The 25,880-nt window shown below is 72.7% G+C and carries 23 protein-coding genes and 1 pseudogene; 12 read left to right on the top strand and 12 right to left on the bottom strand.

Annotated features, from left to right (window positions below; genetic code table 11):
• Positions 1–60 precede the first annotated feature (60 nt).
• The 3 genes from IE239_RS07100 to IE239_RS07090 all read right to left on the bottom strand — a co-directional run bounded on the left by IE239_RS07100 (position 61) and on the right by IE239_RS07090 (position 2,700).
• On the bottom strand, positions 61–1,254 hold the full coding sequence (locus tag IE239_RS07100) for a lycopene cyclase family protein (protein WP_190148404.1): 1,194 nt from the start codon (positions 1,252–1,254) through the stop codon (positions 61–63).
• A 132-nt stretch (positions 1,255–1,386) separates the two neighbouring features.
• The gene (locus tag IE239_RS07095) at positions 1,387–1,788 is read right to left on the bottom strand and encodes a hypothetical protein (protein ID WP_190148403.1); all 402 of its coding nucleotides are present in this window, start codon (positions 1,786–1,788) and stop codon (positions 1,387–1,389) included.
• A 285-nt stretch (positions 1,789–2,073) separates the two neighbouring features.
• Positions 2,074–2,700 (bottom strand): sigma-70 family RNA polymerase sigma factor, encoded by a 627-nt coding sequence (locus tag IE239_RS07090; RefSeq protein ID WP_190148402.1) that lies wholly within the window; start codon positions 2,698–2,700, stop codon positions 2,074–2,076.
• Positions 2,701–3,020: 320 nt separating this feature from the next.
• On the opposite strand from IE239_RS07090, the gene IE239_RS07085 reads away from it, so the two are divergent.
• The 5 genes from IE239_RS07085 (at position 3,021) to IE239_RS07065 (ending at position 9,503) form a co-directional block, all read left to right on the top strand.
• The gene (locus tag IE239_RS07085; protein WP_190148401.1) at positions 3,021–4,352 is read left to right on the top strand and encodes a polyprenyl synthetase family protein; all 1,332 of its coding nucleotides are present in this window, start codon (positions 3,021–3,023) and stop codon (positions 4,350–4,352) included.
• Positions 4,349–5,902 (top strand): phytoene desaturase family protein, encoded by a 1,554-nt coding sequence (gene crtI, locus IE239_RS07080; RefSeq protein ID WP_190148400.1) that lies wholly within the window; start codon positions 4,349–4,351, stop codon positions 5,900–5,902. The genes IE239_RS07085 and crtI overlap by 4 nt, the downstream gene beginning before the upstream one ends.
• The gene (locus tag IE239_RS07075) at positions 5,899–6,957 is read left to right on the top strand and encodes a phytoene/squalene synthase family protein (protein ID WP_190148399.1); all 1,059 of its coding nucleotides are present in this window, start codon (positions 5,899–5,901) and stop codon (positions 6,955–6,957) included. Before crtI ends, IE239_RS07075 begins: the two co-directional genes overlap by 4 nt.
• On the top strand, positions 6,954–8,042 hold the full coding sequence (locus IE239_RS07070; RefSeq protein WP_190148398.1) for a DUF5914 domain-containing protein: 1,089 nt from the start codon (positions 6,954–6,956) through the stop codon (positions 8,040–8,042). Before IE239_RS07075 ends, IE239_RS07070 begins: the two co-directional genes overlap by 4 nt.
• Before the next feature lie 216 nt (positions 8,043–8,258).
• Entirely contained in the window at positions 8,259–9,503 is a 1,245-nt protein-coding gene (locus IE239_RS07065; RefSeq protein WP_190148397.1) for an NAD(P)/FAD-dependent oxidoreductase, read from the top strand.
• A 177-nt stretch (positions 9,504–9,680) separates the two neighbouring features.
• Here IE239_RS07065 and IE239_RS07060 read toward each other — a convergent pair whose 3' ends face one another.
• Together IE239_RS07060 and IE239_RS07055 are read right to left on the bottom strand one after the other, a co-directional pair.
• Positions 9,681–10,646, bottom strand: coding sequence for an anti-sigma factor RsbA family regulatory protein (locus IE239_RS07060; protein WP_190148396.1), 966 nt, complete (start codon positions 10,644–10,646; stop codon positions 9,681–9,683).
• A complete protein-coding gene (locus IE239_RS07055) occupies positions 10,643–11,449 on the bottom strand; it encodes an MEDS domain-containing protein (protein ID WP_190148395.1) in 807 nt (268 codons plus the stop codon). Before IE239_RS07055 ends, IE239_RS07060 begins: the two co-directional genes overlap by 4 nt.
• 308 nt (positions 11,450–11,757) lie before the next feature.
• Between IE239_RS07055 and IE239_RS07050 the strand changes: the two genes are divergently transcribed.
• Positions 11,758–11,928, top strand: a complete 171-nt coding sequence (locus IE239_RS07050; RefSeq protein ID WP_190148394.1) for a DUF5670 family protein — start codon at positions 11,758–11,760, stop codon at positions 11,926–11,928.
• Between the two features lie 95 nt (positions 11,929–12,023).
• Here the strand turns inward: IE239_RS07050 and IE239_RS07045 are convergent, their stop codons facing one another.
• Complete coding sequence (locus IE239_RS07045) at positions 12,024–12,887, bottom strand: YihY/virulence factor BrkB family protein (protein WP_190148393.1); 864 nt, start codon at positions 12,885–12,887, stop codon at positions 12,024–12,026.
• A 255-nt stretch (positions 12,888–13,142) separates the two neighbouring features.
• Here IE239_RS07045 and IE239_RS07040 point away from each other — a divergent pair, with 255 nt between their 5' ends.
• Complete coding sequence (locus IE239_RS07040) at positions 13,143–13,508, top strand: STAS domain-containing protein (RefSeq protein ID WP_190148392.1); 366 nt, start codon at positions 13,143–13,145, stop codon at positions 13,506–13,508.
• A 110-nt stretch (positions 13,509–13,618) separates the two neighbouring features.
• On the opposite strand, the gene IE239_RS07035 is transcribed toward IE239_RS07040, so the two are convergent.
• The 4 genes and pseudogenes from IE239_RS07035 to IE239_RS07020 form a co-directional block, all read right to left on the bottom strand.
• Complete coding sequence (locus IE239_RS07035) at positions 13,619–14,125, bottom strand: ATP-binding protein (RefSeq protein WP_190148391.1); 507 nt, start codon at positions 14,123–14,125, stop codon at positions 13,619–13,621.
• Positions 14,126–14,289: 164 nt separating this feature from the next.
• Positions 14,290–14,982: pseudogene (locus IE239_RS07030) on the bottom strand (alpha/beta fold hydrolase); the annotation flags it as partial.
• Between the two features lie 210 nt (positions 14,983–15,192).
• Positions 15,193–15,363: a hydrophobic protein gene (locus IE239_RS07025; protein ID WP_190148390.1), complete on the bottom strand. Its 171-nt coding sequence runs from the start codon at positions 15,361–15,363 to the stop codon at positions 15,193–15,195.
• Positions 15,364–15,500: 137 nt separating this feature from the next.
• Positions 15,501–16,346: an RNA polymerase sigma factor SigF gene (locus IE239_RS07020; RefSeq protein ID WP_190148389.1), complete on the bottom strand. Its 846-nt coding sequence runs from the start codon at positions 16,344–16,346 to the stop codon at positions 15,501–15,503.
• Between the two features lie 384 nt (positions 16,347–16,730).
• On the opposite strand from IE239_RS07020, the gene IE239_RS07015 reads away from it, so the two are divergent.
• On the top strand, positions 16,731–17,723 hold the full coding sequence (locus tag IE239_RS07015) for a L,D-transpeptidase (protein WP_229877869.1): 993 nt from the start codon (positions 16,731–16,733) through the stop codon (positions 17,721–17,723).
• Positions 17,724–17,873: 150 nt separating this feature from the next.
• On the opposite strand, the gene IE239_RS07010 is transcribed toward IE239_RS07015, so the two are convergent.
• Complete coding sequence (locus tag IE239_RS07010; RefSeq protein WP_190148387.1) at positions 17,874–21,035, bottom strand: AfsR/SARP family transcriptional regulator; 3,162 nt, start codon at positions 21,033–21,035, stop codon at positions 17,874–17,876.
• A 327-nt stretch (positions 21,036–21,362) separates the two neighbouring features.
• Here IE239_RS07010 and IE239_RS07005 point away from each other — a divergent pair, with 327 nt between their 5' ends.
• Positions 21,363–21,842 (top strand): hypothetical protein, encoded by a 480-nt coding sequence (locus tag IE239_RS07005; RefSeq protein WP_190148386.1) that lies wholly within the window; start codon positions 21,363–21,365, stop codon positions 21,840–21,842.
• A gap of 483 nt (positions 21,843–22,325) precedes the next feature.
• Here IE239_RS07005 and gdhA read toward each other — a convergent pair whose 3' ends face one another.
• A complete protein-coding gene (gdhA, locus tag IE239_RS07000; protein ID WP_190148385.1) occupies positions 22,326–23,672 on the bottom strand; it encodes an NADP-specific glutamate dehydrogenase in 1,347 nt (448 codons plus the stop codon).
• Positions 23,673–24,184: 512 nt separating this feature from the next.
• Here gdhA and IE239_RS06995 point away from each other — a divergent pair.
• The 3 genes from IE239_RS06995 (at position 24,185) to IE239_RS06985 (ending at position 25,598) form a co-directional block, all read left to right on the top strand.
• Positions 24,185–24,532 carry a DUF1330 domain-containing protein gene (locus IE239_RS06995; RefSeq protein ID WP_190148384.1) on the top strand — a complete coding sequence of 116 codons (348 nt, stop codon included), beginning with the start codon at positions 24,185–24,187 and terminating at the stop codon, positions 24,530–24,532.
• Positions 24,533–24,726: 194 nt separating this feature from the next.
• Positions 24,727–25,143, top strand: coding sequence for an SRPBCC family protein (locus IE239_RS06990; protein ID WP_190148383.1), 417 nt, complete (start codon positions 24,727–24,729; stop codon positions 25,141–25,143).
• A complete protein-coding gene (locus IE239_RS06985; RefSeq protein ID WP_190148382.1) occupies positions 25,143–25,598 on the top strand; it encodes a MarR family winged helix-turn-helix transcriptional regulator in 456 nt (151 codons plus the stop codon). Before IE239_RS06990 ends, IE239_RS06985 begins: the two co-directional genes overlap by 1 nt.
• The last annotated feature ends 282 nt before the right edge of the window (positions 25,599–25,880 follow it).

The raw sequence follows: 25,880 nt of genomic DNA, 5'->3' as shown, positions 1-25,880 counted from the left end.
GCGGTCGGCGGCGGAGGTCCCCCGCCGCGGGATCGGGTGTCCGGACTCCTTTCGCGTCGCTCACGGGCCGGCAGACGGCGTGCGGGCGAGCCAGGGCAGCTCCGCCACGGTGCGCAGCATCGGCAGGACGGGGGTGCGGACGCCGACGGACAGGTCCTCGCGCAGGCGGGTGCCGCCGTCGAGGAAGCGCAGCAGCCGCTCCATCGGCACGCGCGCGAAGAGCCCCGCGAAGAAGGCGGCGCCGTCGACGCGGCCGCTGTCCAGTGCCCGCAGCATCACCGCGTCCATCGCGCGCGAGCGGGCCGGATGAGCGGGCGGCGGCGCCGGGTCGCGGCCCGCGTGCAGGGCGTCCGCGACGGCCCGCGTCTGACGCTGGACGGCGGAGAAGGTGTAGCCGGTGGACGGCCGGGTGGCGCCTCCCGCGGCGCCGATGCGGAAGACGGACGGCGCCGGACGGCGGGTGAACCGGGCGTCGGTCATGGGGATGACGCCGGTCTCCGTCGCGGTGACCTCGAAGGCGCCCAGGCGCAGCACGTCCTGGGTGTAGCGCCGCAGTTCGTCCTCGTAGGCCTCGCGGGGCAGGACGGCGTCGGAGAACCGGGTGTACTCCACGAGCGCCTCGTGACGTCCGGTGGGCAGGAGGTAGCCGAAGGCGAGGCCCCGGGGCGGCTGGGGCACCCTGAAGTCCATGAGGTCCACCGTGGCGGGGTCGAAGACCGGCCGCTCGGTGCGGACGAACCAGCCGCGGAAGTGCTGCAACAGGGTGGTCCGGGCCGCGGGCAGGCGGGCGAGGGGCCGGGAGTCGAAGACCCAGCGGGCGTGCACCGTCACCGGGCGGCCGTCGGCGGCACGGGCCCGGATCTCGGCTCCGCGGGCGTCGCCGTGCACCGTCTCGACGGTCGCCTCCAGTCGCCGGACGTCGTCGCTGTGCGCCAGACCGCGGGCGACGAGGCGCTCGAAGTCGTCGGAGCGCAGCATCTTGTAGCGGAGGGGGGCGATGTCGTCCTGGATGGGCCGTCCGGCGGGGGTGTGCACGCGCAGGCTGCGCCACTCGGCGGTCAGCGCGGCGTCGAACGGGCCGGCGTCCTGCTCCCAGAAGCACCAGGTACGGCTCGGGGGCCGGAGCGGACCGGGCGGCGCGTCCACCAGGACGGCAGACACCCGACGGGCCCCGGGGGCGGCCTGTGCGAGCCGGTGGGCGAGGGACAGTCCCGCCGCTCCCGCGCCCAGGACGGCCACCTCTGCGTGCACCACGAGCCGCTCCCTCTGCGTGCGCCTTCCACCGGCGGTGTGCGGACATCCGGCGGTCTGTCGGAAGCATTCACCCTGAACGGGCCTCACGGATGCAGGCTGCGCCGGGTTGTCGGCCGTGTGGGCGGACCGGTGTCAGCGGCTCGACCCGCGGGGCGGTCCCGGCCGGAGGCGGGCGAGCAGGCGGACCACGGCCCGTGCCACGGCTTTCCGGCCTCGCCGTGCGCAGGCGAGGGCCCGCCGCACGGCGCGGGGAGCCGCCGGGGGCGGGGACGGCGGCGTCCGGGGACGGTCGGCGGCGAGCTGGGCGCGGATCGCGGTCCACACCCGGGTGGGGGGCGTGTGCAGCGTTTCGCCCGCACGGCTCAGGCGGCCCGCGGCCACGGCGCGTTCGTAGAGGGCCAGCCGTTCGCGGCACGCGCGGCACAGGCCGAGATGCCGGGCGGCGGCAGCACCCCACGGGGCCCCGGCGCCGTCGAGTGCGCGGGAGACCAGCTCCGCGTGAGGGATGTGGCGCAGTGCAGGGCGCTCGGCCACGCCGTCCTCCTGACGTCCTCACGGTCCGCCGCGCGAGCCCCGCGTGTGTCGGCGCGGTCCTCGGGGGCGGTCCTCGGGGCGGGCAGAGCTCCCTGTGGCGGCTCCACGGGCAGAACTACGGTCGCAGGGGCCGCGGCGGATGCACCGGTCGTGTGACTCGCGGCTCACCAGGACCGGGCCGGGACAGAAAAGGACCGGATCCGGACCGGACGGGAGGGTCGGTGCGCAGCGCGCCGATCGACTCGAGACCGGATCTGAGCAGATTCGCATCGCTTCTGCATCGAATCACTTTCCGTGATCGCCGACGCCCTGCCCCTGGAGGCAGCGGCCGAGCCGGTGCAGACCGCGTCGGGCATGGCTCTTGACCGTGCCCAGGGGCCAGCCGGTGAGGTCGGCGATCTGCGGCTGCGTCAGATCGTCGTAGAAGGCGAGGGTGAGCACGCGCCGCTGGGCTGCGGGCAGCCTGGCGAGCTCGCGGCCGATCAGGACGCGGTCGAGGACGGCGTCCGGCCGAGGGCCGCCGTCGACGTTCCCGGCGGCCATCCGCGCGCCGGCCGCGGCCACGAGTTCGGCCCGCCGGGTACGCGCCGCCAGGGCGTCGGCGATCTTGCGTCGGGTGATGCCGACCAGCCACGCGCTCAGCGTGCCGCGTGCCTGGTCGAACCCGTTGCGTCCGCGCCACGCGGCCAGGAACACCGTCTGGGTGACGTCCTCCGCCTCCCGCGCGTCCCCCAGCGAGCGCTGCCCGAGGGTGTACACCAGAGCGCCCCACCGGTGATAGGCGGCGACGAGGCAGGATTCGTCGCCCGCCGCGAACCCGGCGGCGAGTTCCTCGTCGGCCAGGGAGTCCTCCGTCGGAGCCCACAGCGGGGCGCTGTCGACGGTCTGCTCGGTGACTTGGCGTGCAGTCATGCTGCTGCTCCTCGTGCGGGCGGCGACCGTGCCGTCTCTCGGGGCGGGCGGGGCGGGTCCCCCGAAGACGGCCCCGCATGCCGTGATCACGGTCGCCGACGGCGACCGCCACTCCCCCACCATGCGAAGCGCAGCAGCAGTACGACAACTTGCATCGACCTTGCGTCGTTTCTCGGTCACGCCTGTCGCGTTCAGCCGGCATTCGTCGCCTCCGCCGCCCGGATCGACCGCACGTTCTCCCCGAATGGCGCATCCGTGGAGACCCCTGGCGCGGAATGCATCACGTCAGACACCCAGGCGACCGCGCGAGAGGAACAGGGATGCGCCCCACCGAGGCGAAGGATCTTCCTGTGGCCAAGAAAGCACCCGACCCTCACACCGTGCGGCCCGCGGGCGGGTCCCCCCTGCTCGGAGACGGTCTCCCCGCCCCGGGCGCGCCCGCACAGGCGCCCCCGGCCCCGCGGCTGCGGCTGGACGGCGCCGCCCTGGAGGAGGTCGACGGTGACGTGTCCGCCGCCGTGGGCCGCCTTCTGGACGACCTTCTGAGCGATCGGGTCGAGCGCGCCGCCGCCCTCGACCCGGTGTTCGGACACGACCTCGCCGAACGCGTCGCCGCCTTCACCCTGGAGGGGGGCAAGCGCATGCGCTCGCAGTTCGTGTGGTGGGCGCTGCGGGCCTGCGGCGGCGGCCTCGTCGAGGCGGAGGCCGCGCTGCGGGTCGGCGCCGCCCTCGAACTGATCCAGACCTGCGCCCTCGTCCACGACGACGTCATGGACGGCTCCCGGCTGCGTCGCGGCCGGCCCGTCCTGCACGCCGACGTCGCCGCCCAGTACGCCGGCGCCGTGTCGCCCGAGGCCGGCCGGCGGTTCGGCGAAGCCGCGGCGATCCTCGCCGGCGACCTCGCGCTGGCCTGGGCGGACGACATGGTCGCGGCCGTCGAGGTGGAGCCGGACACCGCCCGCAGGGTGCGCGACCTGTGGAGCACGATGCGCACCGAGATGGTGGCGGGTCAGTACCTGGACCTCCAGGGCCAGATCACGTCCTCGGTCTCCCTGGCCCGCGCCGTGCGCGCCGCCTGTCTCAAGAGCGCGCTGTACTCGGTGGAGCGTCCGCTGGCACTCGGAGCCGCCCTGGCGGGCGCGGACATCGCGCGCACCGCCGCCCTGTGCTCGGCCGGCCGCTGCGTCGGCATCGCCTTCCAGCTGCGCGACGACCTCACCGACGTGTTCGGCGACCCCACGCTCACCGGCAAGCCCAAGGGCGGCGACATCCGGGCGGGCAAGCCCACCTATCTGGCGGCGGTGGCCCGGGCCCGGGCGGAGGCCACGGGAGACCGGCGCGCACTGGCCGTGCTCCGGCGGTCGCTCGGCCGCGCCGATCTTTCCGACAGCGGTCTCGCCGAAGTCCGTGACGTGCTGGTGGCCACCGGCGCGCGTGACGTCGTCGAGGCGAAGATCGGCCGGCTGGTCGCCCAGGGGATGCGCCATCTGGACTCCGCCGCGCTGGAGCCGCCGGGCCGCGGCCGCCTGCGGGAACTGCTGCACGCGGCGGCCGGCACGGCCCCCGTCCCCTCCCCCGGCCCCTGCGCAGCGGACCACGGCATGCCCGTCTCCGCACTGCTGGCCGTCGGCGCCGAGGGGGGCGTCCGATGACCCGGACCGTCTCCGGGCGCACGGATCACGTGGTCGTGGTCGGCGCCGGCCTCTCCGGTCTCGCGGCCGCACTGCACCTGCTCGGCGCGGGCCGCCGGGTCACCCTCGTGGAGCGTGACGCGCTGCCCGGGGGCCGGGCCGGACGACTGGAGCGCGGCGGCTACCGCATCGACACCGGACCCACCGTGCTGACCATGCCGGACCTCGCCGACGAGGCGTTCGCCGCGGTCGGCGAGAGCCTGCGCGACCGCGTCGACCTCGTCCCGCTGCACCCCGCCTACCAGGCCCGGTTCGCGGACGGCAGCAGCCTCGACGTGCAAACCGACGCGGCGGCGATGGAGGCGGAGGTCGAGCGCTTCGCGGGCGCCGAGGAGGCGGCGGGCTACCGGCGGCTGCGCCGATGGCTGGAGCGCCTGTACCGCGCCCAGATGCGCCGCTTCATCGACGCCAACTTCGACTCGCCCCTGCAACTGCTCACTCCGGACCTGGCACGGCTCGCCGCGCTCGGCGGATTCGGACGGCTGGACGCGGGGATCGGCCGTCACCTGCGCGACGAACGGCTGCGCCGCGTCTTCTCCTTCCAGGCGCTCTACGCCGGAGTCGCCCCGGCGCGGGCCCTCGCCGCGTACGCCGTGATCGCCTACATGGACACCGTCGCCGGCGTGTACTTCCCGCGCGGCGGAATGCACGCCCTGCCGCAGGCCATGGCGGACGCCGCCGCGCGGGCGGGCGCCGACCTGCGCTTCGGGCAGTCCGTCACGCGGCTGGAACGTTCCGCCGGCCGTGTCACCGCCGTCGTCACCGACCAGGACCGCATCCCGTGCGACGCCGTGGTCCTGACTCCGGACCTGCCGGTCTCCTACGGCCTGCTCGGTCGCACCCCGCGCCGCCCGCTGCGCATCCGGCACGCTCCGTCGGCCGTCGTCCTGCACGTCGGCACCGACCGCACATGGCCGGGCCTCGGCCACCACACGCTGTCCTTCGGCCACGCGTGGCGCCGCACCTTCGACGAACTCACCCGCGAGGGCCGCCTGATGAGCGACCCGTCGCTGCTCATCACCCGTCCCACCGCCACCGACCCGACGCTCGCGCCGCCCGGTCACCACCTCCACTACGTCCTCGCCCCCTGCCCGAACACCGACATCGGGCCGGACGCGGCCGCCTGGGGCGATCTCGGCCCGCGCTACCGCGACAGCGTCCTGCGGGAGCTCGACCGGCGCGGCTTCGAGGGCATCGCGGAGGCCGTCGAGGAAGAGGTCCTGGTCACCCCCGCCGACTGGACGGCCCAGGGACACGCGGCCGGCACCCCCTTCTCGGCCGCCCACACCTTCGCCCAGACCGGCCCGTTCCGGCCCCGCAACCTGGTCCGCGACCTCGACAACGCCGTACTCGCCGGGTGCGGCACCACACCGGGCGTCGGCGTCCCCACCGTCCTGCTGTCCGGCAAGCTCGCCGCGGCCCGCATCACCGGGCGGCACACGGCCGCCGTCCCCCGGCGCGCGCGCCCGACGCCGACCGCGCCGACCGCGCCGAAAGGAGCACGTTCATGACGGTCCGTGAACTCGACGCCGCGGGCATCACCGAGCCGGCGCTGCGCGACGCCTACACGCGGTGCCGACAGCTCAACGCCCGGCACGGCAAGACGTACTTCCTCGCCACCCGGCTGCTGCCCGTGGAGCGGCGGCCGGCGGTCCACGCCCTGTACGGCTTCGCGCGCTGGGCCGACGACATCGTCGACTCCCTGGACGCCGGCGTCCCCGCCCATCGCCGCGCGGCCGACCTCGCCCGCCTCCACGAGCGCCTCCAGCGGGGGCTGCGGGACGGGAACAGCACCGAGCCGGTGGTCCTCGCGCTCGCCGACACGGCCCGGCGCCACGCCATCGACCACGACCACTTCGGCGACTTCATGGCGTCCATGCGAAGCGACCTGGAGGTCACCGACTACGCGACCTACGACGACCTGCGCGCGTACATGCACGGTTCCGCGGCGGTGATCGGGCTGCAGATGCTGCCCGTCCTGGGCTCCGTGGTCCCGCGCGAGGAGGCGGCCCCGCACGCGGCGGCCCTCGGCGTCGCCTTCCAGCTGACCAACTTCCTGCGCGACGTGGGCGAGGACCTCGACCGCGGCCGCGTCTATCTGCCCGCCGACCTGCTGTCCGCGCACGGCGTCGACCGCGAGCTGCTGCTCTGGAGCCGCGGCACCGGCCGCGGTGATGCGCGCATCACCGCGGCCTTCAGGGCCTTCGAGGACCTCACCCGTGGCGTCTACCGCGAGGCGGCGCCCGGCATCGCGATGCTCGAACCCGTGTCACGTCCCTGTATCCGCACCGCGTCGGTGCTCTACGGCGGCATCCTCGACGCGGTGGCCGCCGACGGCTACGCCGTCCTGCACCGGCGTGCCGTGGTGCCCCGCCGACGGCGGGCCGCGGTGGCCGCCGACGGGCTGATGCGCCTGGCGGCGGCCCGGACGCGGGCGCGCACGACCCGCAGGACGGCGGTCTCCACCGCGCCCACCACCGGGTCCGTCACGCCCGGACGGCGCGTGGGCACGCAGGTGGCGCCCCGGACCGCCGCCCCGCAACCCCTGCACGAGGAGGTCACGTGAACCCCCGTCGACCCGTCCGCCGCGGACGCCTCCCCCTGTCGCTGCGCGCGAACCCCGTCGCCTGGGACCGACAGCGTCCGACGTGGCGCGAGGCCCGCCCGGCGGCCATCGCCCAGGCGCTGAAACGCGCTCAGGCACGCCCCTCGGGCAACTGGTTCGTCGTGGGCGCGACGCGGGACGTCCGCGACGACCGGCCCCTCGCCCGGACGGTCGCCGGGCAGGAGGTCGTCGTCTGGCGCGACGCCGCGGGCCGCCTCGTCGCCGGACCGGGCGTCTGTCCGCACCTGGGCGCACCGCTGCGCGAGAGTCCGGTCAGGTGCGGCACACTCGTCTGCCACTGGCACGGGCTCGCCCTGCGGGGCGCCCCGTTCGCGGGCTGGGAGCCCCTGCCCGCGTACGACGACGGCGTACTGGTGTGGGTGCGCCTGGACGACGTGGGCGGCGAGCCGCCCCTGGACGCGCCGGTGCTGCCGGCCAGGCCCGCGCTGTCCCGCGCGGTGACGGCCGTCTACGTGGGCGTCGGCGCGTGCGAGCCGGAGGACGTCGTGGCCAACCGGCTGGACCCCTGGCACGGCGCCTGGTTCCACCCGTACTCCTTCGTCGACCTGACCGTCGTCGACGCCCCCGCGACGACGGGGAAGGCCCGGGCGGCGGCGGAGAGCGGGAAGGGCGCGGAAGCGAGAACGGACGGCGAGGCCCAGGAGGAGCAGGAGGAGCAGGAGGACGGTTTCGTCGTCGACGTCTCCTTCAGACTCACCGGACGCCTGGTCGTGCCGGTCCGCGCCGTGTTCACCGCGCCCGATCCGCGCACGGTCGTCATGCACATCACGGAGGGCGAAGGCCGCAGCTCGGTGGTCGAGACCCACGCGACCCCCCTCGGCGCCGACGACCGGGGCAGGCCCCGCACGGCGGTGGTGGAGGCGGTCGTCGCGGCATCGGACCGTCCCGGCTTCGCTGTGGCGCGCAGGATGTCGCCGCTGCTGCGCCCCCTCGTGCGGGCCGCCGCCGGACGGCTGTGGCGCGACGACCTGGCCTACGCGGAGCGGCGCTGGCAGCTGCGCTCGACGGGACGCTTCCCCGGTTGACCCGCCGCGCGCCCACCGCCGCGCGCCCACCGCCGGGCTCCGTGCCGTTGCGCGGGCCGCCCGGACCGGCCGCCACCGGACCGGCGTCCTTCCGCGTACGCGCCGCGGTGCATCCGTGCCCGTGGCCGGCGGCGAAGAGAGGTCGACGGAGCTCCGCCGCACGGCGGAGCACGCCCCCCGTACACGAGGGCGGGCGCGGCGACGGAAGGAATCGACGTGAGCGCAGAGCGGTGTTCCCCCGACGTCGTGGTGATCGGAGCAGGCGTCGCCGGTCTCGCCTGTGCGCAGGACCTCCTCGCGGCCGGCCTCGCGGTACAGGTTCTGGAGGCGTCGGACGGGGTCGGCGGCCGGATGCGCTCCGACCGGGTGGACGGCTTCGTGATCGACCGGGGCTTCCAGGTCTTCAACACGTCGTATCCGCAGGTAAGACGCCGTCTGGAGCTGCCCGGGCCGGACCTGCGCCCGTTCACCCGGGGCGTCCTCGTCCACACCGAGGCCGGCAGGCGGCGTCTGACCGCCCCCGGCTCCCACCCGTCCGCGCTCGTCGGCCTCCTCTCGGGTCGGGTGGCGGGACCGCGCGATCTGGCGGCCCTCGGCGCTCTCGCGCTCTCGGACGCGCTGCTTCCGCCACGCCGGATCAAACGGCGCTCCGATCTCAGCACGAGGGCGGCGCTCGACCGGGCCGGGTTCAGCGACGCCTTCGTCGAGCGCTTCTTCCGTCCCTTCCTGTCCGGAGTGTTCCTGGAGGACCGGCTGGAGACGTCCGCCCGGGTATTCCACCTGGTGTGGCGCAGTATGCTGCGCGGCGCCCTGTGCCTGCCCGCGGACGGCATCGGAGCCGTGCCGCGCGCCCTGGCGGCCGCGCTGCCGGAGGGCGTCGTGCGGCTGGGGACTCCGGTGGAGAGGCTGACCGACGACGGTGTCGAGACCGCCGCCCGCGAGATCGTCCCGGCGCGCGCCGTGGTGGTGGCCGCCGGCCCCGGACCGGCCGTCACCCTGCTGCCGCAGGTGACCGTGCCCGTCTACCGCACGGTGACGACCTACTACCACGCTCCCGCAGAGTCTCCCCTGCGTGAGCCCACCTTGCTGGTCGACACCCGGCGGCGCTTCCTCAACACGTGTGTGCTGAGCGAGGTCGCAGCCTCCTACGCGCCGCCCGGCCGGGCCCTCGTCGCCACCTCGGTGCCGGGGGCCGACGCGGAGGGCCGCGAGCACGGTCTGCGCGGGGTGCTGAGCGAGGTCTACGAGACCGACGCCGCCCGCTGGGATCTGCTGGCCGTCCGCACGGTCCCCGAGGCGCTGCCCGCGATGGCGGCGCCCCAGGAACTCACGCGCACGACGCGGGTGACGCCGGGCCGGTACGTGTGCGGGGACCACCGGGCCACGGGCTCGGTCCAGGGAGCCATGGCCTCGGGCGCCCGCGCCGCCCGGGAGGTACTGCGCGACCTGCGGCGCCGATGACGTGACCTGTGACGCCGTCCACCCACGGCATGGTCCGCCCGCGAGGCCGACGCCCGCTGCCGGGTCCGTGCGGGTCGCCGCGCCACGCGCACCAGCTCAGGACCGGCCAGGTCCGGCCAGGCCGCAAGGGCCGGACGCGCCGCCGCGGCGGGTCCGTCCCGAAGGCGTCGGCTCGGCTCAGTGGGCGACGTCGACGTGCAGGCGGATGGTGGTGCCCCGGTCGCGGGTGGAGCGGATCTCGACGAGGTCGCAGAGCTGGTGGGCGAGCCACAGACCACGGCCGCCGATCTGGTCGACGGTGGGACGGCTGCGGCCGGCCATCACGTCCGCGATGTAACCGGCGTCGCGGAACTCGCACAGGAACGTCGAGTCCTGGGTCCAGGTGCGCAGGGTGCCGTGGCCTCCGCCGTGCCGGATGCTGTTCGTGGCGATCTCCGTGACGGCGACGGCCAGTTTTCGCTGCTGGTCCTCAGAAACACCCGCGTCCGCCGCGCACCGGGCGACCTTGGAGCGCACCGCGGCCAGGTCACCGTGGGCGTAGCTCAGTTCCTGGAACGGATCGCACGGAGGGTTCAGGGCGTCGAAGGGGTACTCCTCGGCGGTGAGGAATCCCTCGTTGCGCACGTAGTGGCCGTCCTGACGGATCAACGGGTGACATCGGGACAGGGACTGCAGGGCGCTCCGGTCGTCGTCGGCGTCGTCGTAGGGGCACAGCATGGACCAGGCGGAGCTGCGGGCGAAGGCGCGGTTCAACAGCCACTCGTGATATCGCAGCTCGGAGAGGTGCGCGGCGCTGCGGGCCTCGCGCCAGGCCGTCTCCCCGATGCCGCGCACCGGCCTGTCCTGCGCCCCTCGCTCCTTCATCCAGGCAACCCAGGCACCGACGAGCCGGCCGGGGTTGGGTCCGAGCGTGGTGGTGTCGACGAAGGTGACGGCGGGCTCGTCGCCGAGTTCGCCGCGCAGGAGCGACGCCCTGCCCTCGGGGACGGCGACGACCACGGCTTCGCCGCCCTCCAGCGCCTCGTGGATGTACCCCAGTGTCCCGGACAGGTACTGCTCGTCCCCGCGATAGGGGTAGAGCTCGTGCCGGAACGCGGACGTGGCCGCGTCGTCGGACGGGTGCGCGGGCGGGATCGTGGTCATGCCGCCATCACCACCGGCATGCCGTCGGTCACATAGCCCGCGAGCTCCCAGCACAGGCGCACGATGTCGTTGGCGCCTTCCACGACGATGCGACGGTCCGGCAGATGACGGGCTGCGTCGACGAGTGCGCGCATGCCGGCGGCGTCGATCATCTCCAGGGTGTCGAAGCGCAGACTCACCTTGGGCGCGAAGCGCACCGCCGCGCGCACCGCGGTGTTGAACGCGTCCGCGCACTCCGAGTCGATCACTCCGTCCACGCTCCAGACGTCGGCACCCGTGCTGTACATCCGGAAGGCCGGACGCTCAGCGCGTATGCCCATCTCGTGCGGGTGCACACCTGTCACATGTTCCAGCGTAGGCCTGTCCCACTGCGACGGCCGGAACGCGCACACCACGATGGCATTGCTCTCCGAAGCGAACTCGTCGAGCTTCAGCTCCTGGGCCAGCAGTTCCTCGGCCCCGCCGGGCGCTGCGGCGGGCGCCCGCTCGGTCAGCACGCGCACCGACCGGTAGCCCTCCCGGGCCGCGGTCCGCGCTTCCCTGCGCACCGCGGCGAGGACGGAGTCGGGGTCCGCGATACGTGGGGAGTCGAGGATCACCGAGGCGGAGGGCACCGCGTCGCGAGGAAGGCCGGAGACGGCGCCGGTGGACCCCACGACCACGATCTTGTCGCCGTACAGAGCGCCGTCAGCCACATAGGCGAGCACATCGGCGGGGAACGCGTCGGCCGAGTCGGGGTGCCAGCAGACGTGGTCACCGAGCTCGACGTCGTCGAACGTGGCCAACGTCCGCGCCGCTCTCACCTGGTCCCCTTCCGGCTTTCCCACCCGTTCCCGCGATACAAGAGAGTACCGGTCCGGTCGGGTGGGCGTTGAGCCGAACGGAGATCCACCACGAGTTCGCGGCGCCACCGGCGGCATCGTTCCGGCCCGGCGCATCGGCGACACGCAGGAATTCGCGGGCCGGCCGGGTTCACCGGCGCTGTCCGATGCGTCGTCGGTGAAGGTGACGGAATCGGGTCCGGTTCCCGCGGGAACAGTGAAGAAACCAGCTGATTCGACCGTATGTTCTTCGATGCGCCGGGCACGAGGAGCGACGGAGGTCGATAACTATGGTTCCCCTGCTTCTCGTTCTGCTTCTGGCCCTGATCCTCTTCGGCGCGGGCTTCGCGCTGAAGGCACTGTGGTGGATCGCCGTCATCGTGCTGGTCGTCTGGCTGCTCGGCTTCGTCATGCGCAGTGCGGGCGCCGGCGGCCGCAGGGGCCGCTGGTACCGCTGGTGACCCAGCGCACGACGGCCGTCCTGTGGGCCCCGGGAATTTCCCGGGGCCCACAGCCGTCTCCCGCCCCGGGACGTCGCTTCGGGGGTCGTCCCTCGTCACTTCGGGGGTCGTCCCTCGTCGACGGGCTTGGTCAGCTCCGCGTTGAACTGGGCGCCGACCAGCAGGGACAGGTTGGACAGCCACAGCCAGACCAGGAAGACCACGACGCCCGCCAGTGAACCGTACAGACGGTCATAGGTGCTGACGTGGGAGGTGTAGAGGGCAAACGCGAACGAGACCGTCAGCAGGAGCCCGACGGCGAGTGTCCCGCCGGGTGCCATCCTCCTCACGGGGCGGGAGCGTGCCGGTCCTGACCGGTACAGGACGAGCACCAGGGCGACGGCGACCACGGCCACGACCGGCCACCGCAAGGCGTCCCAGGTGTCCTGCGGCGCGGTGCCCAGGTCCAGAACGCGGCCCAGACGCCGGGCCAGGCCGCCGCTGAGCAGCAGCGCGAGGGTGGACGTGAGCAGCAGCGAGCTCAGGCCCAGGGCCGTGAACACGATGCGCGGGGCCGTGCGCCAGACCGGCCGGTCGGCGCTGGTCCGGTGCATGGCGTACAACGCCCGGCGGAAGACGGCCAGATAGCTGCATGACGACCACAGGGCTCCCGTCCCTCCGACGAAGATCAGCGTCCACGCCGTCGACGACTGTTCGGACATCTGCCGCAGGGTGCTGCGCAGCAGAGCGCGGGATTCGGCCGGGGCGGCCTGTGCCATGCGGTCGATGACCTCGGGTCTGGCCCTGGGCATGGTCAGGCCCAGGATCGAGAGGATGACCAGCAGCAAGGGGAACAGGGCGAGGACCGCGTAGTAGGTCAGCGCGGCCGCCCAGTCCGTGACGTCGTCGTTCCAGATGGTCACCGGCGTCCGGCGCAGTGCCGCCGCCCACCGAACCGTGCGACCGTCCGCTTCGTCCATGACGGGGATGTTCTCACCCTCCGTGCTCAACCGTTCCCCCAGCCCTGTGGTGCGACACCGTGCGGTGCATGTGTCCCGGATACCCCGCCAGATCCGTGGTAGCCGGACGATCGTGCGGCCACGCCGAGGCCACGCCCGAAGCTCTTCGGCTCACGGCGGGCGGGGCGGCCCGTCCGGGTGCATGCCGCCGCACCGGTGGGGCAGAATCGTGCGAGCACGCCCTGAGCGGGCAGGCCCAGGCGCAGCCGAGGAGACGTGAACGACATCCCCAGGGAAGACCGGCCGAATCATCTTTCCGTCCAGCCCCGAGTGGTCGACGGCGTCCTCGTGGTGACCGTGGAGGGGGAGATCGACCACGACGTCAAGGATCTACTGAACCAGGCGCTGCTGTCCGACGACGGTGCGCCGCCCCCGCGCATCGTGGCGGACCTCAGCGGCGTGACCTTCATGGACTCCAGCGGCATCAACGTGTTCGTCACGACCCACCGGCGGGTGAGCGGCGCACAGGGGTGGCTGCGCATCGCCGGCGCCCAGGAGTCCGTCGTGCGTCTGCTGCAGCTCGTGGGCATCGACGAGATCATTCCCTGCCATCGCACCGTGGAGGAGGCCCTGAACGCCTGACCCCTGCCCCCCTGACGCCACGCGCCTCACGCCTCACGCCTCACGCCTCACGCCTCACGCCGTTGGAGGGTCTGCCGTCCGCGAGGACGGGGCTCCGGCGGGCCTCGGGTTCAGCCCGGGAAGAAGGCAGGGAAGGCAGGTCCGCCGAGAGGGGCGCCGTTCCGGCTCGGGGTCAGGGACAGATGGGCGCTGACCAGCTTCCCCGTGGCGCGAAGGGCGACGACGACTTTGTCGCTGACGGTGTGCACCAGGTGCATTCCATGGCCGCCGACGCGGCGCGGGTCGACTCTCTTCGGCGCCGGTTTCTCGGTGGAACTGTCCCAGACCGTGATCGTCAATTCGTCGTCGGTCAGCTCCAGGGTCATTCCGCAGGGGCCCGGGGCGTGCAGGATGGCGTTGGTGACCATTTCGCTCGTGGCGAGTTCGGCGTCGACGGCGAAGGTGCTCGGCACCACGGCGCGGCCTATGCGCCGGGCGTGGCCGAGGAAAGCCCGCAGGGCCTGCCGGGCGTCCGCGGCGCGCGCGGCGCCGTCCTCCCATATCGCGCCGTAGCGGAGCGGGGCGCCGTCGTCCCCGCTCTGTCCGTCTGCCGTCTGCTTCCTCAGCGGGGTGACCATAAATGACTCTTTCGTCGCGTTCACCGCTCTTCGGCGCTTCGGTCTGTTCTGCTCCTCCGTCTACCCGGGCGCCCGCGCCCCACACCGTGGGCGCTCCCGACGCGCCGCCGCTCTCCGAGGAGTCGGGTCGTGACCTGTCAGGGCCGGGCGGCCGCGTCGCTCCCGGCCCGATGGACGAAGGCGCCGACCTCGCGGGGGGGGCGATGACGTCCTGGGTGCATTCGAGCACCAGGGTCGGCACCTGGACGTTTTTCAGTTCGTCCCTGGTGTCGGAGAGGAACGTGGTCCGGGCGAAGACACGTGCCATGTCGGGGTCGGTGGCGCAGAAGGCGGCGGCCAGCTCCTCGCCGAGCCCGGGCCGGTCCGCGTTCCCCATGATCACCGGCGCCATGGCCGCCGACCAGCCCAGGTAGTTGGATTCCAGGGACGCCAGCAGCTCGTCGATGTCCTCGGCGCCGAACCCGCCCCGGTACCCCTCGTCGTCGATGTGGCGGGGGGACGGGGCGACCATCACCAGCGCCCCGATACGCCGCGGGGCCAGGCCGGCGGCCAGGACCCCGATCATCGCGCTGACCGAGTGCCCCACGAACACCGCGTCGTGCAGGTCCAGCGCTTCGCACACCTCCACCGCGTCGCGGGCATAGCCGTCGAGGGAGGAGTAGCGGTCTTCCGAGAAGGCCGACGGATCCGAGCGGCCCGAACCCACGTAGTCGAACATCACCACCCGGTAGTCACCGGTCAGGGCCGGTACGGTCAGCCGCCATGTTCTGGTCGCAGCCGAACCCGTGCGCCAGCACCACCGTCCGCCCGTGCGGGTTGCCGGTGACGGTGACGTTGTTCCTGCGATCGATGTCCATCCGTTCACCCTCTCGGACCCCGCTCACCGCTCCCCCGCAGCCGCGCCTCACCACCCCGGCGCGCCCCCGTCCTGCACACGGTGCGCAGATGAGTCCCTCCTGCGGCGCTACGGAGGCCCTCCGGCGGCCCGCACGCGCGCGTGGGGACCGGCCCGATGCGGGCCGGTCCCCTTCGTGGCTGAGGGTGAGGGTGAGGGTACGGAGTTCAGGTCACCATCGATACCAGCGGCCGCGGCCGCCGCCCGTGGTGGTGGAACGCATGACGAAGCCGAGCAGCCACAGCACCAGAACGACGAGGGCCACCCACCACAGGACCTTGACGGCGAAACCGATGCCGAAAAGAATGACGGCGAGAAGCAGCACGAGAAGCAGGGGAACCATACTTATCGACCTCCTTTTCTTCCGTCTTCCCGGCGCCTTCCCCGTTATTCACTGTCACGCGCCTGCTCTTTTCCCGCAGGATGCCGAAAACAGCAGCTGCATTCCGGCGGGCCGCCTTCGCCGTGGGGCGGGTCGTCTCAGTTCTGGGTGAGCAGGCCTTCCCGCAGCCGGGTGAGCGTGCGCGACAGCAGCCGCGAGACATGCATCTGCGAGACGCCCAGACGTTCGCCGATCTGGGCCTGGGTGAGTTCCTCCACGAACCGCATGTGGATGATCTGCCGGTCCCTGTCGTCGAGTTCGCAGAGCAGGGGGGCCAAGGCGTGGAAATCTTCCACCAGCCCCAGTGCGGCGTCCTCGGAACCGATGAAGTCCTGCAGTGCCGATTCGCCCTCCTCGCTGCCGCTTATCGTGGCGTCCAGGGAGGAGGAGTTGTAGCCGTTCGCGGCGAGACGGGCCTCGCGCACCTCTTCCTCGGGAAGACTCATCAGCTCCGACAGTTCCCTGACCGTCGGGGTACGTCCGAGGCGGCTGCGCAGTTCCTCCGTGGCGCGCGCCAGATGGACGCGGGCTTCCTGCAGGCGGCGGGGGACGTGCACGGCCCAGGTGGTGTCGCGGAAGAAGCGCTTGATCTCACCCACGATGTAGGGGATCGCGAAGGAGGTGAACTCCGCCTCCCGGGACAGGTCGAACCGGTCGATCGCCTTGATCAGGCCGATCATGCCGACCTGGACGATGTCCTCCATCTCCTCCGGACCGCGGCCGCGGAACCGGCCGGCCGCGAAGCGGACCAGGGACATGTTCATCTCGATCAGCGTGTTCCGTGCGTAGCTGTACTCCGGAGTGCCCTCCTCCAGTACCGCCAACTGGTCGAAGAACAGCCTCGACAGCGCGCGGGCGTCCTTGGGCGCCACCCGGGAGGGGTCGGCTATCTCCGGCAACTCGTGCACCTGCGTGCCCGTCGCCTCCGTGCTCATCAGCGTCATGACATACCCCTCCCGCCGTCGAAGCCCCGTCGTGGCCGGCCGCACGCGTCCGGCACAGCCCCGCGACTACCCCCTCGTCCCGCCTCCATGCCCGCACGAACGCCCCGATCGACGGCGGAAGACCGACGAGCCCTGCGAGAAAGCCCGTAGTCCTCGGATCGCCGACCCGGGGAAACACCCGCGACTCGGCTGACGGTGGGCCGGCCGCACAGCCGATGCGGGAAAAGAGCGCCCCGGCCGCCACGGCCCGGCCGGGACCTGGTCTGAATGGACCGAGTCTTGGGACACCCTTTACGCGGCCTGCGCAACTGCGCCCCGCTCGTTCGCCGTCTCACAGCAGGTCGGGCCCGCCAGGGCCGAAGTGCGAAAGAGCGGGGACCGGTCGTGGGACGGCGCAAGGGCGGCATAGGGATCGCACTCGTCACGGGTGTGATGCTGGTGGGCGCGACGGCCTGCGGCGGGTCCGGGGGCAGCAGCGACAAAGCGGGCGGCAGCGACGCGAAGGCGACGGGCGCAGCCCGTACGAGTTCCTCGCCGTCGCCCTCCAAGCCCGCCGGTCCGCCGATGCTGCTGGAGACGATCACGCCGCAGACGGGAACCACGGTCGGCGTGGCCATGCCGATCTCGGTGATCTTCACCGACCCCGTGGCGTCCAAGGCTCGGGCCACGGTCGAGAAGCACATGAAGGTGAGCACCTCGCAACCGGTGGCCGGCGCCTGGCACTGGTTCGGCGACAGGCGCGCCGACTGGCGTCCCAAGAACTACTGGCCCTCCGGCACCACGGTGAAGGTCGACGCCGAGATGAACGGCGTCAGCAACGGCAACGGGCGCTTCGGCGTACGCACGTACACCCACACCTTCAAGGTCGGTGAGGACGTGCGCGCCGATGTCTCGGTGACCGGCCACACCATGAAGGTGACCCGCAACGGGAACACCGTGCGCACCCTGTCGATCAACGCGGGCAGCGCCGAGTACCCGACGTGGAACGGCACGATGGCCGTCATCGACAAGGAGAAGGAGGTCCACATGACCTCCTGCAGCGTCGGTATCAGCTGCGACAAGGGCAGCCCCAACTTCTACGACCTGACGCTGCCCTGGGACGTCCATCTGACCCAGTCCGGCACCTACGTGCACTACTCGACCGGCGACCCCAACCCGGGGAGCGGCAGCGCGCGCGGCTCGCACGGCTGCGTCCACCTGTCCATCTCGGACGCCAAGTGGTTCTACGACCAGGTCAAGCAGGGCGACCCCGTCACCATCACCGGCTCGCCCCGGGCCAAGGCCTCGGCCGACAACGGTTACGCCGCCTTCAACCTGGGCTGGGACGAGTGGCTCGCGGGCAGTTCCTCCGGGGAGCAGACGACCTCGACGCTGTGACGTCCGGAGCGGGCGGCGCCGTTCGCCACGCTGCCGCTCGTCCTTCGGTCGCTCCCCGACGTCCGACGGCGAGGCCCTGTCGTGCTCGTGCTCGTCCCCTGGGCCGGGGGCTGCCGTCGGGGCCGTCGTCGGACATCGGCGGACACCGCACTACCCGGCCGTCACGGTCAGGAGCGTCTTGCGCGTCTCCTCCGCGCGGGGAGAGCCCAGCGCGGTGTACAGGGACAGCGCCAGGCGAAGGTGATCGACGGCGTCCGTCCGCTCCCCCCGGGCCTGCCGGACGTGGGCCGAGCCGATGTGGGCGCGGGCCTGTTCCTCCTGCTCCCCGATGCTGCGGGCCAGTTCCAGCGCCGACGCATGAGCCTCCAGCGCCTCGGCGTGCCGTCCGGCGCCGTGGAATGCCTCGCCCAGGCCGTTGAGGGCGCCCGTCTCGCCGTACGGTTCCCCGGTCCGCCGGAAGTGGGCCAGAGCCTGCCGCTGATGTTCCGCAGCCTCCTCGTGTCTGCCCTGACGGCACAGGGCGTCCCCCAGGTTGGACAGCGCGTGGGCCTCTCCCCCGGTGTGCCCGAGCCGCCGGAACAGGGCGAGCGCCTGCTCGAAACGCCCGGCCGCGGCGGCGTGGTCGCCCAGCCGCGCCAGGACGATCCCCGTGTTCCCGAGGGCGCTGGCCTCCCCGAAGGTGTGACCCGTCCGCCGGTACAGCGCCAACGCCTGCTGGTACCGCTCGATCGAGGCCCGGTAGTCCTCCAGCAGTTCCTGGACGATGCCGAGGTTGTTGAGCACGTCGGCTTCGCCGTGGTCGTCCCCGGCCGCGCGAAACAGCTCGACGGCCCGCTCGTGGTGTTCGGCGGCCTCCCGGTAGCCGCCCTGCAGCTCGTGCAGCACGCCAACGTTGGTGAGATGCCGGGCCTCGCCGGCGCGGTAGTCGATCCGACGGCACAGCTCCAGCGCGTCCGCGTGCTGCCGCCGGGCGCTCTCGTAGTCGCCGAGCCGCCGGTGGACCGCGCCGAGACAGGCCAGGACGTCGACCTCGCCGCGGATGTCTCCCACCGCGCGGGCGGCCCGCACGGCGTGCGTGTGCACGGTCAGCGCGTCGGCGAAGTGTCCCGTGCGCTCATAGTGGCGGTGGAGCGTGGTGGCGATCCGTACGGTGTGCCGGGACGGTCCGGGCTCCTCGGTCCTGGAGCACAGGGCCACCAGGGTGGGCTGCGCGGCGCTCAGCCATGCGCGGCACTCGTCGGCCGTGCGCAGCGGCGGCAGACCCGTGCCGGGCTCCTCGACGGCGGGGCGCAGATGCCGTTCGGCGGGGTACAGCACGTCCATGGCCGCGGCCGACGCCGCGAGACAGTGGTCCAGCAGACGGGTCATGGCGGCGTCGCGCTCCGCCGCCCCGTCGTGCCGGCTCGCGAGTTCCGCGGCGTAGGCGCGCAGCAGATCGTGCATGCCGTGGCGGCCGGGCCCGCTCCGGTGCACCAGGTGCGCACGGGAGAGCACGTCCAGGGAGCGTCGCGTCCGCTCCACGCTCTCGCCGGCCAGGGCGGCGGCGGAGTGCACGTCCGCTTCGGGCCCCGGGTGCAGGCCCAGCAGCCGGAACAGACGCGCCTCCTGGTCCGGGAGACGGTCGTAGGACCAGGAGAACACGGCCCGAACGGCGGCCCGGGGGTCCCCGTCCCCGGAGTCCAGGAGATCCAGCCTCCGCCGGCGGTCCCGCAGTTCGTCCACCAGTCGGGCCAGGGGTTCCTGACGGCGTGACAGCACCAGTTCAGCCGCCACGCGCAGGGCCAGGGGCAGCCACCCGCACTGTTCCGCGAGGGCGGCGGCCGCCGCGGGGTCGGCCTCGACGCGCGACCCGATCAGAGCGCGCAGCAGGGCCAGCGCCTCCTGCGGGGAGAGGACGTCGAGGACCATGCGGTGCGCTCCGTGCACCGAGACCAGGGACGACAGCGAGTCCCGGCTCGTGATCACCACTTTGCACGTCGGGCTCCCGGGCAGCAGCGGGCGCACCTGCGCGGCGGAGGCGGCGTTGTCGAGGAGGACCAGCAGCCGCCGTCCGTCGACGGCGGTGCGGTAGCGCGCCGCCCGGTCGGTGAGCCGCAGCGGTATCTCCTGGCCGGGCACGCCCAGCGCGGTGAGGAACCCGGCGAGGGCCTGGGCGGCGGAGACCGGCTCGTCCGGATCGTAGCCGCGCAGGTCGACGTAGAGCTGTCCGTCGGGGAAGGCCCCGCGCATCCGGTGCGCCCAGCGCACGGCCAGCGCGGTCTTGCCGACGCCCGCGGTCCCGGAGACGGCGGAGACGACCACGGCCGCTCCGGATTCCCCGCTGTCGGCACCGTCGGTGGCGACCAGACGCCTGGTCAGTTCAGCCAGTTGCTCCTCCCGCCCGCTGAAGTGACTGATCGCCATGGGCAGTTGGGCGGGAACCGGCACGGTGGACGGTGCGGCCGCGCGGACGGCGCCGGGCGCGGAGCCCGCGCCCGGCGGCTCCTCCCGTCCGGTGCCGCGCAGCATCTCCTCGTACACAGCCTGCAGTTCACGGCCGGGGGCCACGTCCAGCTCGGATGTGAGCCTTCGGCGGATCGCGGTGTACGCGTCCAGTGCCTCGGCCGTCCTTCCGGTCTCGGCCAGGCTCCGGATCACCGCCACGGCCAGCGGCTCGCACAGCGGGTGCTCCGCCAGCAACGGCCGTAGCACCGTGGGCACTTCCTCAGGCCGTTCCTGTCGCAGCAGGACGCGGGCCCAGGCGAGCGCCGCCTCGACCCGCTCCTGCGTCCAGGCCGTCCGCGCCCGCTCCGCCCACGCCCCCGGCATCCCCGCCAGCGGCACGCCGCGCCACAACCGAAGGGCCTCCTGGAGTACTTGGGCCCGGCGTGCGTCGGACAGGTGCGCCGCGCGCCCCTGTCCGACGAGCGAGCGGAACCGGAGCAGGTCGACGGCGTTCTCGTCCGCCTCCAGGACGTAGCCCCCGGCGGTGCGGCTGATGCGCAGCGGTGCCGGGGACGCCTGCGCCCGATCGCCGTCCGTCGCTGCCACCGTGGTCCCGGTGGTCGCCGCGGCCGCCGTGGTCGCCGTTGTCGCCGTTGTCGCTGCTTCGTCGAGGAGCCGCCTCAGACGGCTGATGTGCGCATAGAGAACCGACCGGGCCCCGTCGGGCGCGGCGGTGTCCCAGACACGTTCCACCAACGTGCTCATGGGGACCGGCCGCCCGGCGTCGGCCGCCAGCGCCGCGAGGACCGCTCGTCGACGCGGCTGCCCGGCGTCGACCGGGCTTCCCGCGACGCGCAGTTCCAAAGGTCCGAGCAGGTACAGGTTCATCGTGCCTCACGTGGGACGGACGGTGGAACGGCAGACCGGCGGCGGGGTTCTCCGCCCGCCGGGCAGGTCGGGCTTCCCCGCAGCCCTCCGTCTTGCGTTCCGGGGCCGTCGCCTGACGGCCGCCACAAGGTTTTCGCAAGGTTCACGGTAGATCCTCGGCTCACGTGCCGTCAGGTGGATCGCGGCAGACGCCGTGTGCCGCCGGGAACGCCCCACTCCGCCCCCACGTCGGCTCGCGCGGGCTTCCGCGGAGCGAGGTCGCCACCCGCCCTGCCGTGGTCGTGCGAGGCATGGGCCGAGCCGACGCAACGAGAGAATGGATCTGTCATGCGCAAGATGATGCCCTGGGCGAACCGGACGGCCGTCGCCGTCGTCGCCACCGCGTTCATGGCCTCCGGAGTGGTCGTCGCGGGGGCGACGACCGCCTCGGCGGACGGGTGTGTGGGCCCCCTGTGCGGCGCGGTGAAGAACAGGACCGGCGAGACGATGCACTACACGATGAGTCTCGGCGAGGGTCCGCACTACTGCGACGTGTGGAACTGGGGCGGCGGCACCGGGAGCGAGTTCAAGCACGCCAAGTGCAAGCAGGAGTCGTTCGGCAACGGCACCCGCGGCGGCAACGGCACCGGCAACGACGTCGACGCCTTCACCTTCGCCGGCCACGGCTATCACGAGCGGTTCTCGCGGGTGGGCACCTGGCACTGGCGCGCGAAGGGCGTCTGGACGAAGATCCGGAGCGGGGAGATCGCCGACTGCGGCATCGGCGACAACAACGAGGTCTGGTGCACCGTGCTCGTGCAGGCCTGAGACGCCCCGAAGGGGGCTGCCCGCACGTGCCGCGGTGTGCCCCACGCCCCCCGGCCCCGTCCCGGCGAACCTCGACCAGGCGGGGGCCGGCGCCCACAGGGGAGGCGCCGGCCCCCGCGGCCTCCGACCCCACCGAGGCCGGCGAGACTTTCCCGGAACACCGGGGGCGTGCGGCGTCGGCCGTTCGCCGTGCGAGCCGCCGCCTTCCTCCCGGATCGGCGCGCGTCAGGTGCGCGCGTCAGGTGGACGGGGGGGGGCCGTCGGCGTGACGTGGACGGGGGCCCTCGGCGTGCGGCGGCCGTCGGGGCCTGTCCGTCAGAACGAGCGTTTCCGAAGGGCCGCACCAGGGAATGCGGGGGCCCGGCCGCACGCACCACGCACCACGCACCACGCACCACGCACCACGCACCACGCCGCACGCCGCACGCCGCACGCCGTATACGGCTCCTGAGGTCCGCGCCCTGACGTTCCGACCGGTGCGGGTTACACGACGCCCTGAGCGGTCATCGCCTGAGCGACGCGCAGGAAGCCCGCGACGTTGGCTCCCAGGACGTAGTCGTCGGGGGCGCCTCCGTATGCGTCCGCGGTGGCACGGCACTGGGCGTGGACACCCTGCATCACCGCGGCCAGCCGCTTCTCCGTCTCCTCGAAGGTCCAGACGTCACGGGAGGCGTTCTGCTGCATCTCCAGCGCGGAGGTGGCGACACCGCCCGCGTTGGCGGCCTTGCCGGGCCCGAACAGGATGCCCGCCTCGCGGAAGATTTCGATCGCCTCCGGGGTGCAGGGCATGTTGGCGCCCTCGGCGACCGCCCGGACACCGTTCTTCACCAGGGTCGCCGCGTCCGGTGCATGCAACTCGTTCTGCGTGGCGCACGGCAGCGCGACGTCGCAGGGCACGTCGTAGACGGAGCCCCGCTCGGAGAACCGTGCCGTGGGCCTGGCCTCCGCGTACGCCGACAGACGCGCCCGCCGGGCCTCCTTGACCGTCTTCAGCAGCTCCAGGTCGATCCCGTCCGCGTCGACGAGGTATCCGGAGGAGTCCGAGCACGCCACCACCGACCCGCCCAGCGCGTGCACCTTCTCGATCGCGTAGACCGCCACGTTCCCAGAGCCGGACACCACGACCTTGCGGCCGTCGAAGCCGTCTCCGCGCGTGGCCAGCATTTCCTGCGCGAAGTAGACCGCGCCGTAACCGGTGGCCTCGGTCCGGGCGTGGGAGCCGCCCCACGAGACGCCCTTGCCGGTCAGCACCCCCGCCTCGAAGCGGTTGGTGATCCGCTTGTACTGGCCGAACAGGTAGCCGATCTCGCGCCCGCCGACCCCGATGTCGCCCGCGGGGACGTCCGTGTGCTCGCCCAGGTGCCGGTACAGCTCGGTCATGAACGCCTGGCAGAAGCGCATGATCTCGCCGTCGCTGCGGCCCTTGGGGTCGAAGTCCGAGCCGCCCTTGCCGCCGCCGATCGCCAGTCCGGTCAGGGCGTTCTTGAAGATCTGCTCGAAGCCCAGGAACTTGACGATGCCGAGGTTGACGCTCGGGTGGAACCGCAGACCGCCCTTGTAGGGGCCGAGCGCGCTGCTGAACTCCACCCGGAATCCACGGTTGACCTGGACCCGGCCCGTGTCGTCCACCCACGGCACCCGGAAGATCAGCTGCCGCTCCGGCTCGCACAGCCGGTCGGCGATGAACGCGTCGACGTACTCCGGATGCGCCTGCAGCGCCGGAGCCAGCGTGTGCAGCACCTCGCCCACAGCCTGGTGGAACTCGTTCTCCCCGGGGTTGCGCCGGCGGACTGCCGCGTAGACGGCCTCGATGTGAGCACTGGGATTCATACGCGTCTGCTCTCCTGTTCGTCCGCCAGGCACTCTCGCCTCGTCCGGCACGCCTGGCCGCTGTGCTGTCCATGAATACGCATGACAGGGGCCACCGTGTCAGGGAGGAAGCGCCGAGGACGGGACACCAGGCCGTCGCCGGCCCCCGACTCCCCCGGATTCACCTGCCTCTCCCGAACACATCTGCTTCCCTCGATGTGACGACCCTCCGATCCCTCGACGCGTTGATTCCTGGGGTCAGTCGCCCTGTCATCCTGTCGCCCCGACCCGTCGTGCCGTCGTCCCGTCAACACATGGACCCGTCAACACATGAACTTGTTCATCACGGCGCCCCGTCGAAATGTGGACCCGTTCAACACGTCGGACCGTCGATGCATACGACGGCAGGGGAGTTCACCCGTGACAGAGGCGGGCGTGGCGGCGTGCGCGCCCTTACCCGAGAGGTCATCGACCTCAGCGTGTCGCGGTGTCAGGCTCGTCGGCATCAAGGAGTCGACGAGTCGGAGGACGCCATGACCGCCTATGCGATAGCGCACCTGCAGGAAGCCGCACCGCACCCGGAGATCGCCGAGTACATGGAGCGCATCATCGGCACGATGACGCCGTACGGGGGCCGCTTCCTGGTGCACGGCGCACAGCACGAGGTGAGGGAGGGTCACTGGCCTGGGCACGTCGTGGTGATCGGTTTCCCCTCACTCGACCACGCGCGGGCCTGGTGGGACTCGGCCGCGTACCAGGAGATCGCGCCGCTGCGTTCGCGGCACATCGAGGGCGACATCATCCTCGTCCCGGGGGTCCCCGACGGATACGACCCCACGAGCACCGCCCGGGCGATACGGGACGCAGCGCCTGCCCGGTAGCCCTGCGGCAGACCGCGGGCCGACCGGCCTCAGCGCGGGACCAGAACGGGACCAGACCGGGATCGGACCGGGATCGGACCGGGATCGGACCGGGATCGGACCGGGATCGGACCGGGATCGGAAGGATCCTGGACAGATAGTCTGCGCAGAGATAATCTTTGGGCACATTGTTTGACCGAAGGAGACCGGCCCCTATGTGGAAGTACGAGCACAGCATCGAGACCGGCGCGCGCCCCGAGGCGATCTGGCGGCTCTGGGCGGACGTCGAGAACTGGGGCGCGTGGAACGCGGAGATCGAGAAGACCGAGATCGACGGCCCGTTCACGACGGGCGCCCACATCACGATGACGCCGCCCGGGGACGACCCGGTACTGCTCCGTATCGCCGAGGTCACCGAAGGCGAACTGTTCGTCGACGAGGCCCGCTTCGGGGATCTGCTGCTGCGGACCGTCCACCGGATCGACCGGATCGATCACGGCCGCGTCCGGGTGGTGTACCGGATGGAGATCAGCGGCGCGGGCGCCGACGAGGCCGGGGCCCACATCGGTCCGGGCATCACGGCCGACTGGCCCGACACGATGGCCGCACTGGTCGAACGGGCTGCGCGCTGATGCCCCTCAGCCCCGGCGAAAGCCCCGGTCTGCTGCTCTGGCACGCCACACTGCGCTGGCAGCGTGACCTCGCGGCAGTCCTGACACCCCTCGGCCTCACCCACGTTCAGTTCGTGCTGCTCGCCTGCACCTGGTGGCTCAACTCCCAGGGCGAGCATCCCAACCAGCTGACCCTCGCCCGCCAGGCGGGCACCGACGTCAAGATGACCTCACAGGTCCTGCGCACCCTGGAGCAGAAGGGGCTCATCGAGCGGGACGTCGACCCGGCCGACACCCGCGCCAAGCGACTGCGCGTCACCGACGCCGGCGCGGACCTGGCCCCCCGCGCGGTCGCCGCCGTCGAACTCGCCGACGCACGCTTCTTCCAGCCGGTGCCCCTCGCCGAAGCCGTGCCCCTGCTTCGCCGCCTGGCCCACCCCGAAGCGGGAACATCCCCGTCGACCCCTCGGTCGTGACGGCGGGGCGCCCTTCCGTCCTTCGTCAGGACGCCCGACGCCACGCTTGAGGCGGCTCGCCGTCCGCGACACAGGCGGGCGGCGGGTTCGCTCACGTCCCGGTCGGCCGCGGCAAACGACCGTCGAGCCCCTGGGCGCGGCCGCCCGACGCGGCGCCCGAAGGCTCCACCGGGGCGGCCGCATCGGTTGACGCTGCTTTCCCGGACCGCGAATCTGTACCGAACGCGAAAATAGTCCTATATTTTTGCCTACCTCTGCCGGGTGATGCGGTGTACCGAGCAC

The sequence above is a fragment of the Streptomyces humidus genome (assembly GCF_014649655.1).
Lineage (GTDB): Bacteria > Actinomycetota > Actinomycetes > Streptomycetales > Streptomycetaceae > Streptomyces > Streptomyces humidus.
Note: the sequence above shows the minus strand (reverse complement) of the source record. Positions and strands in the feature narration are given on the sequence as shown.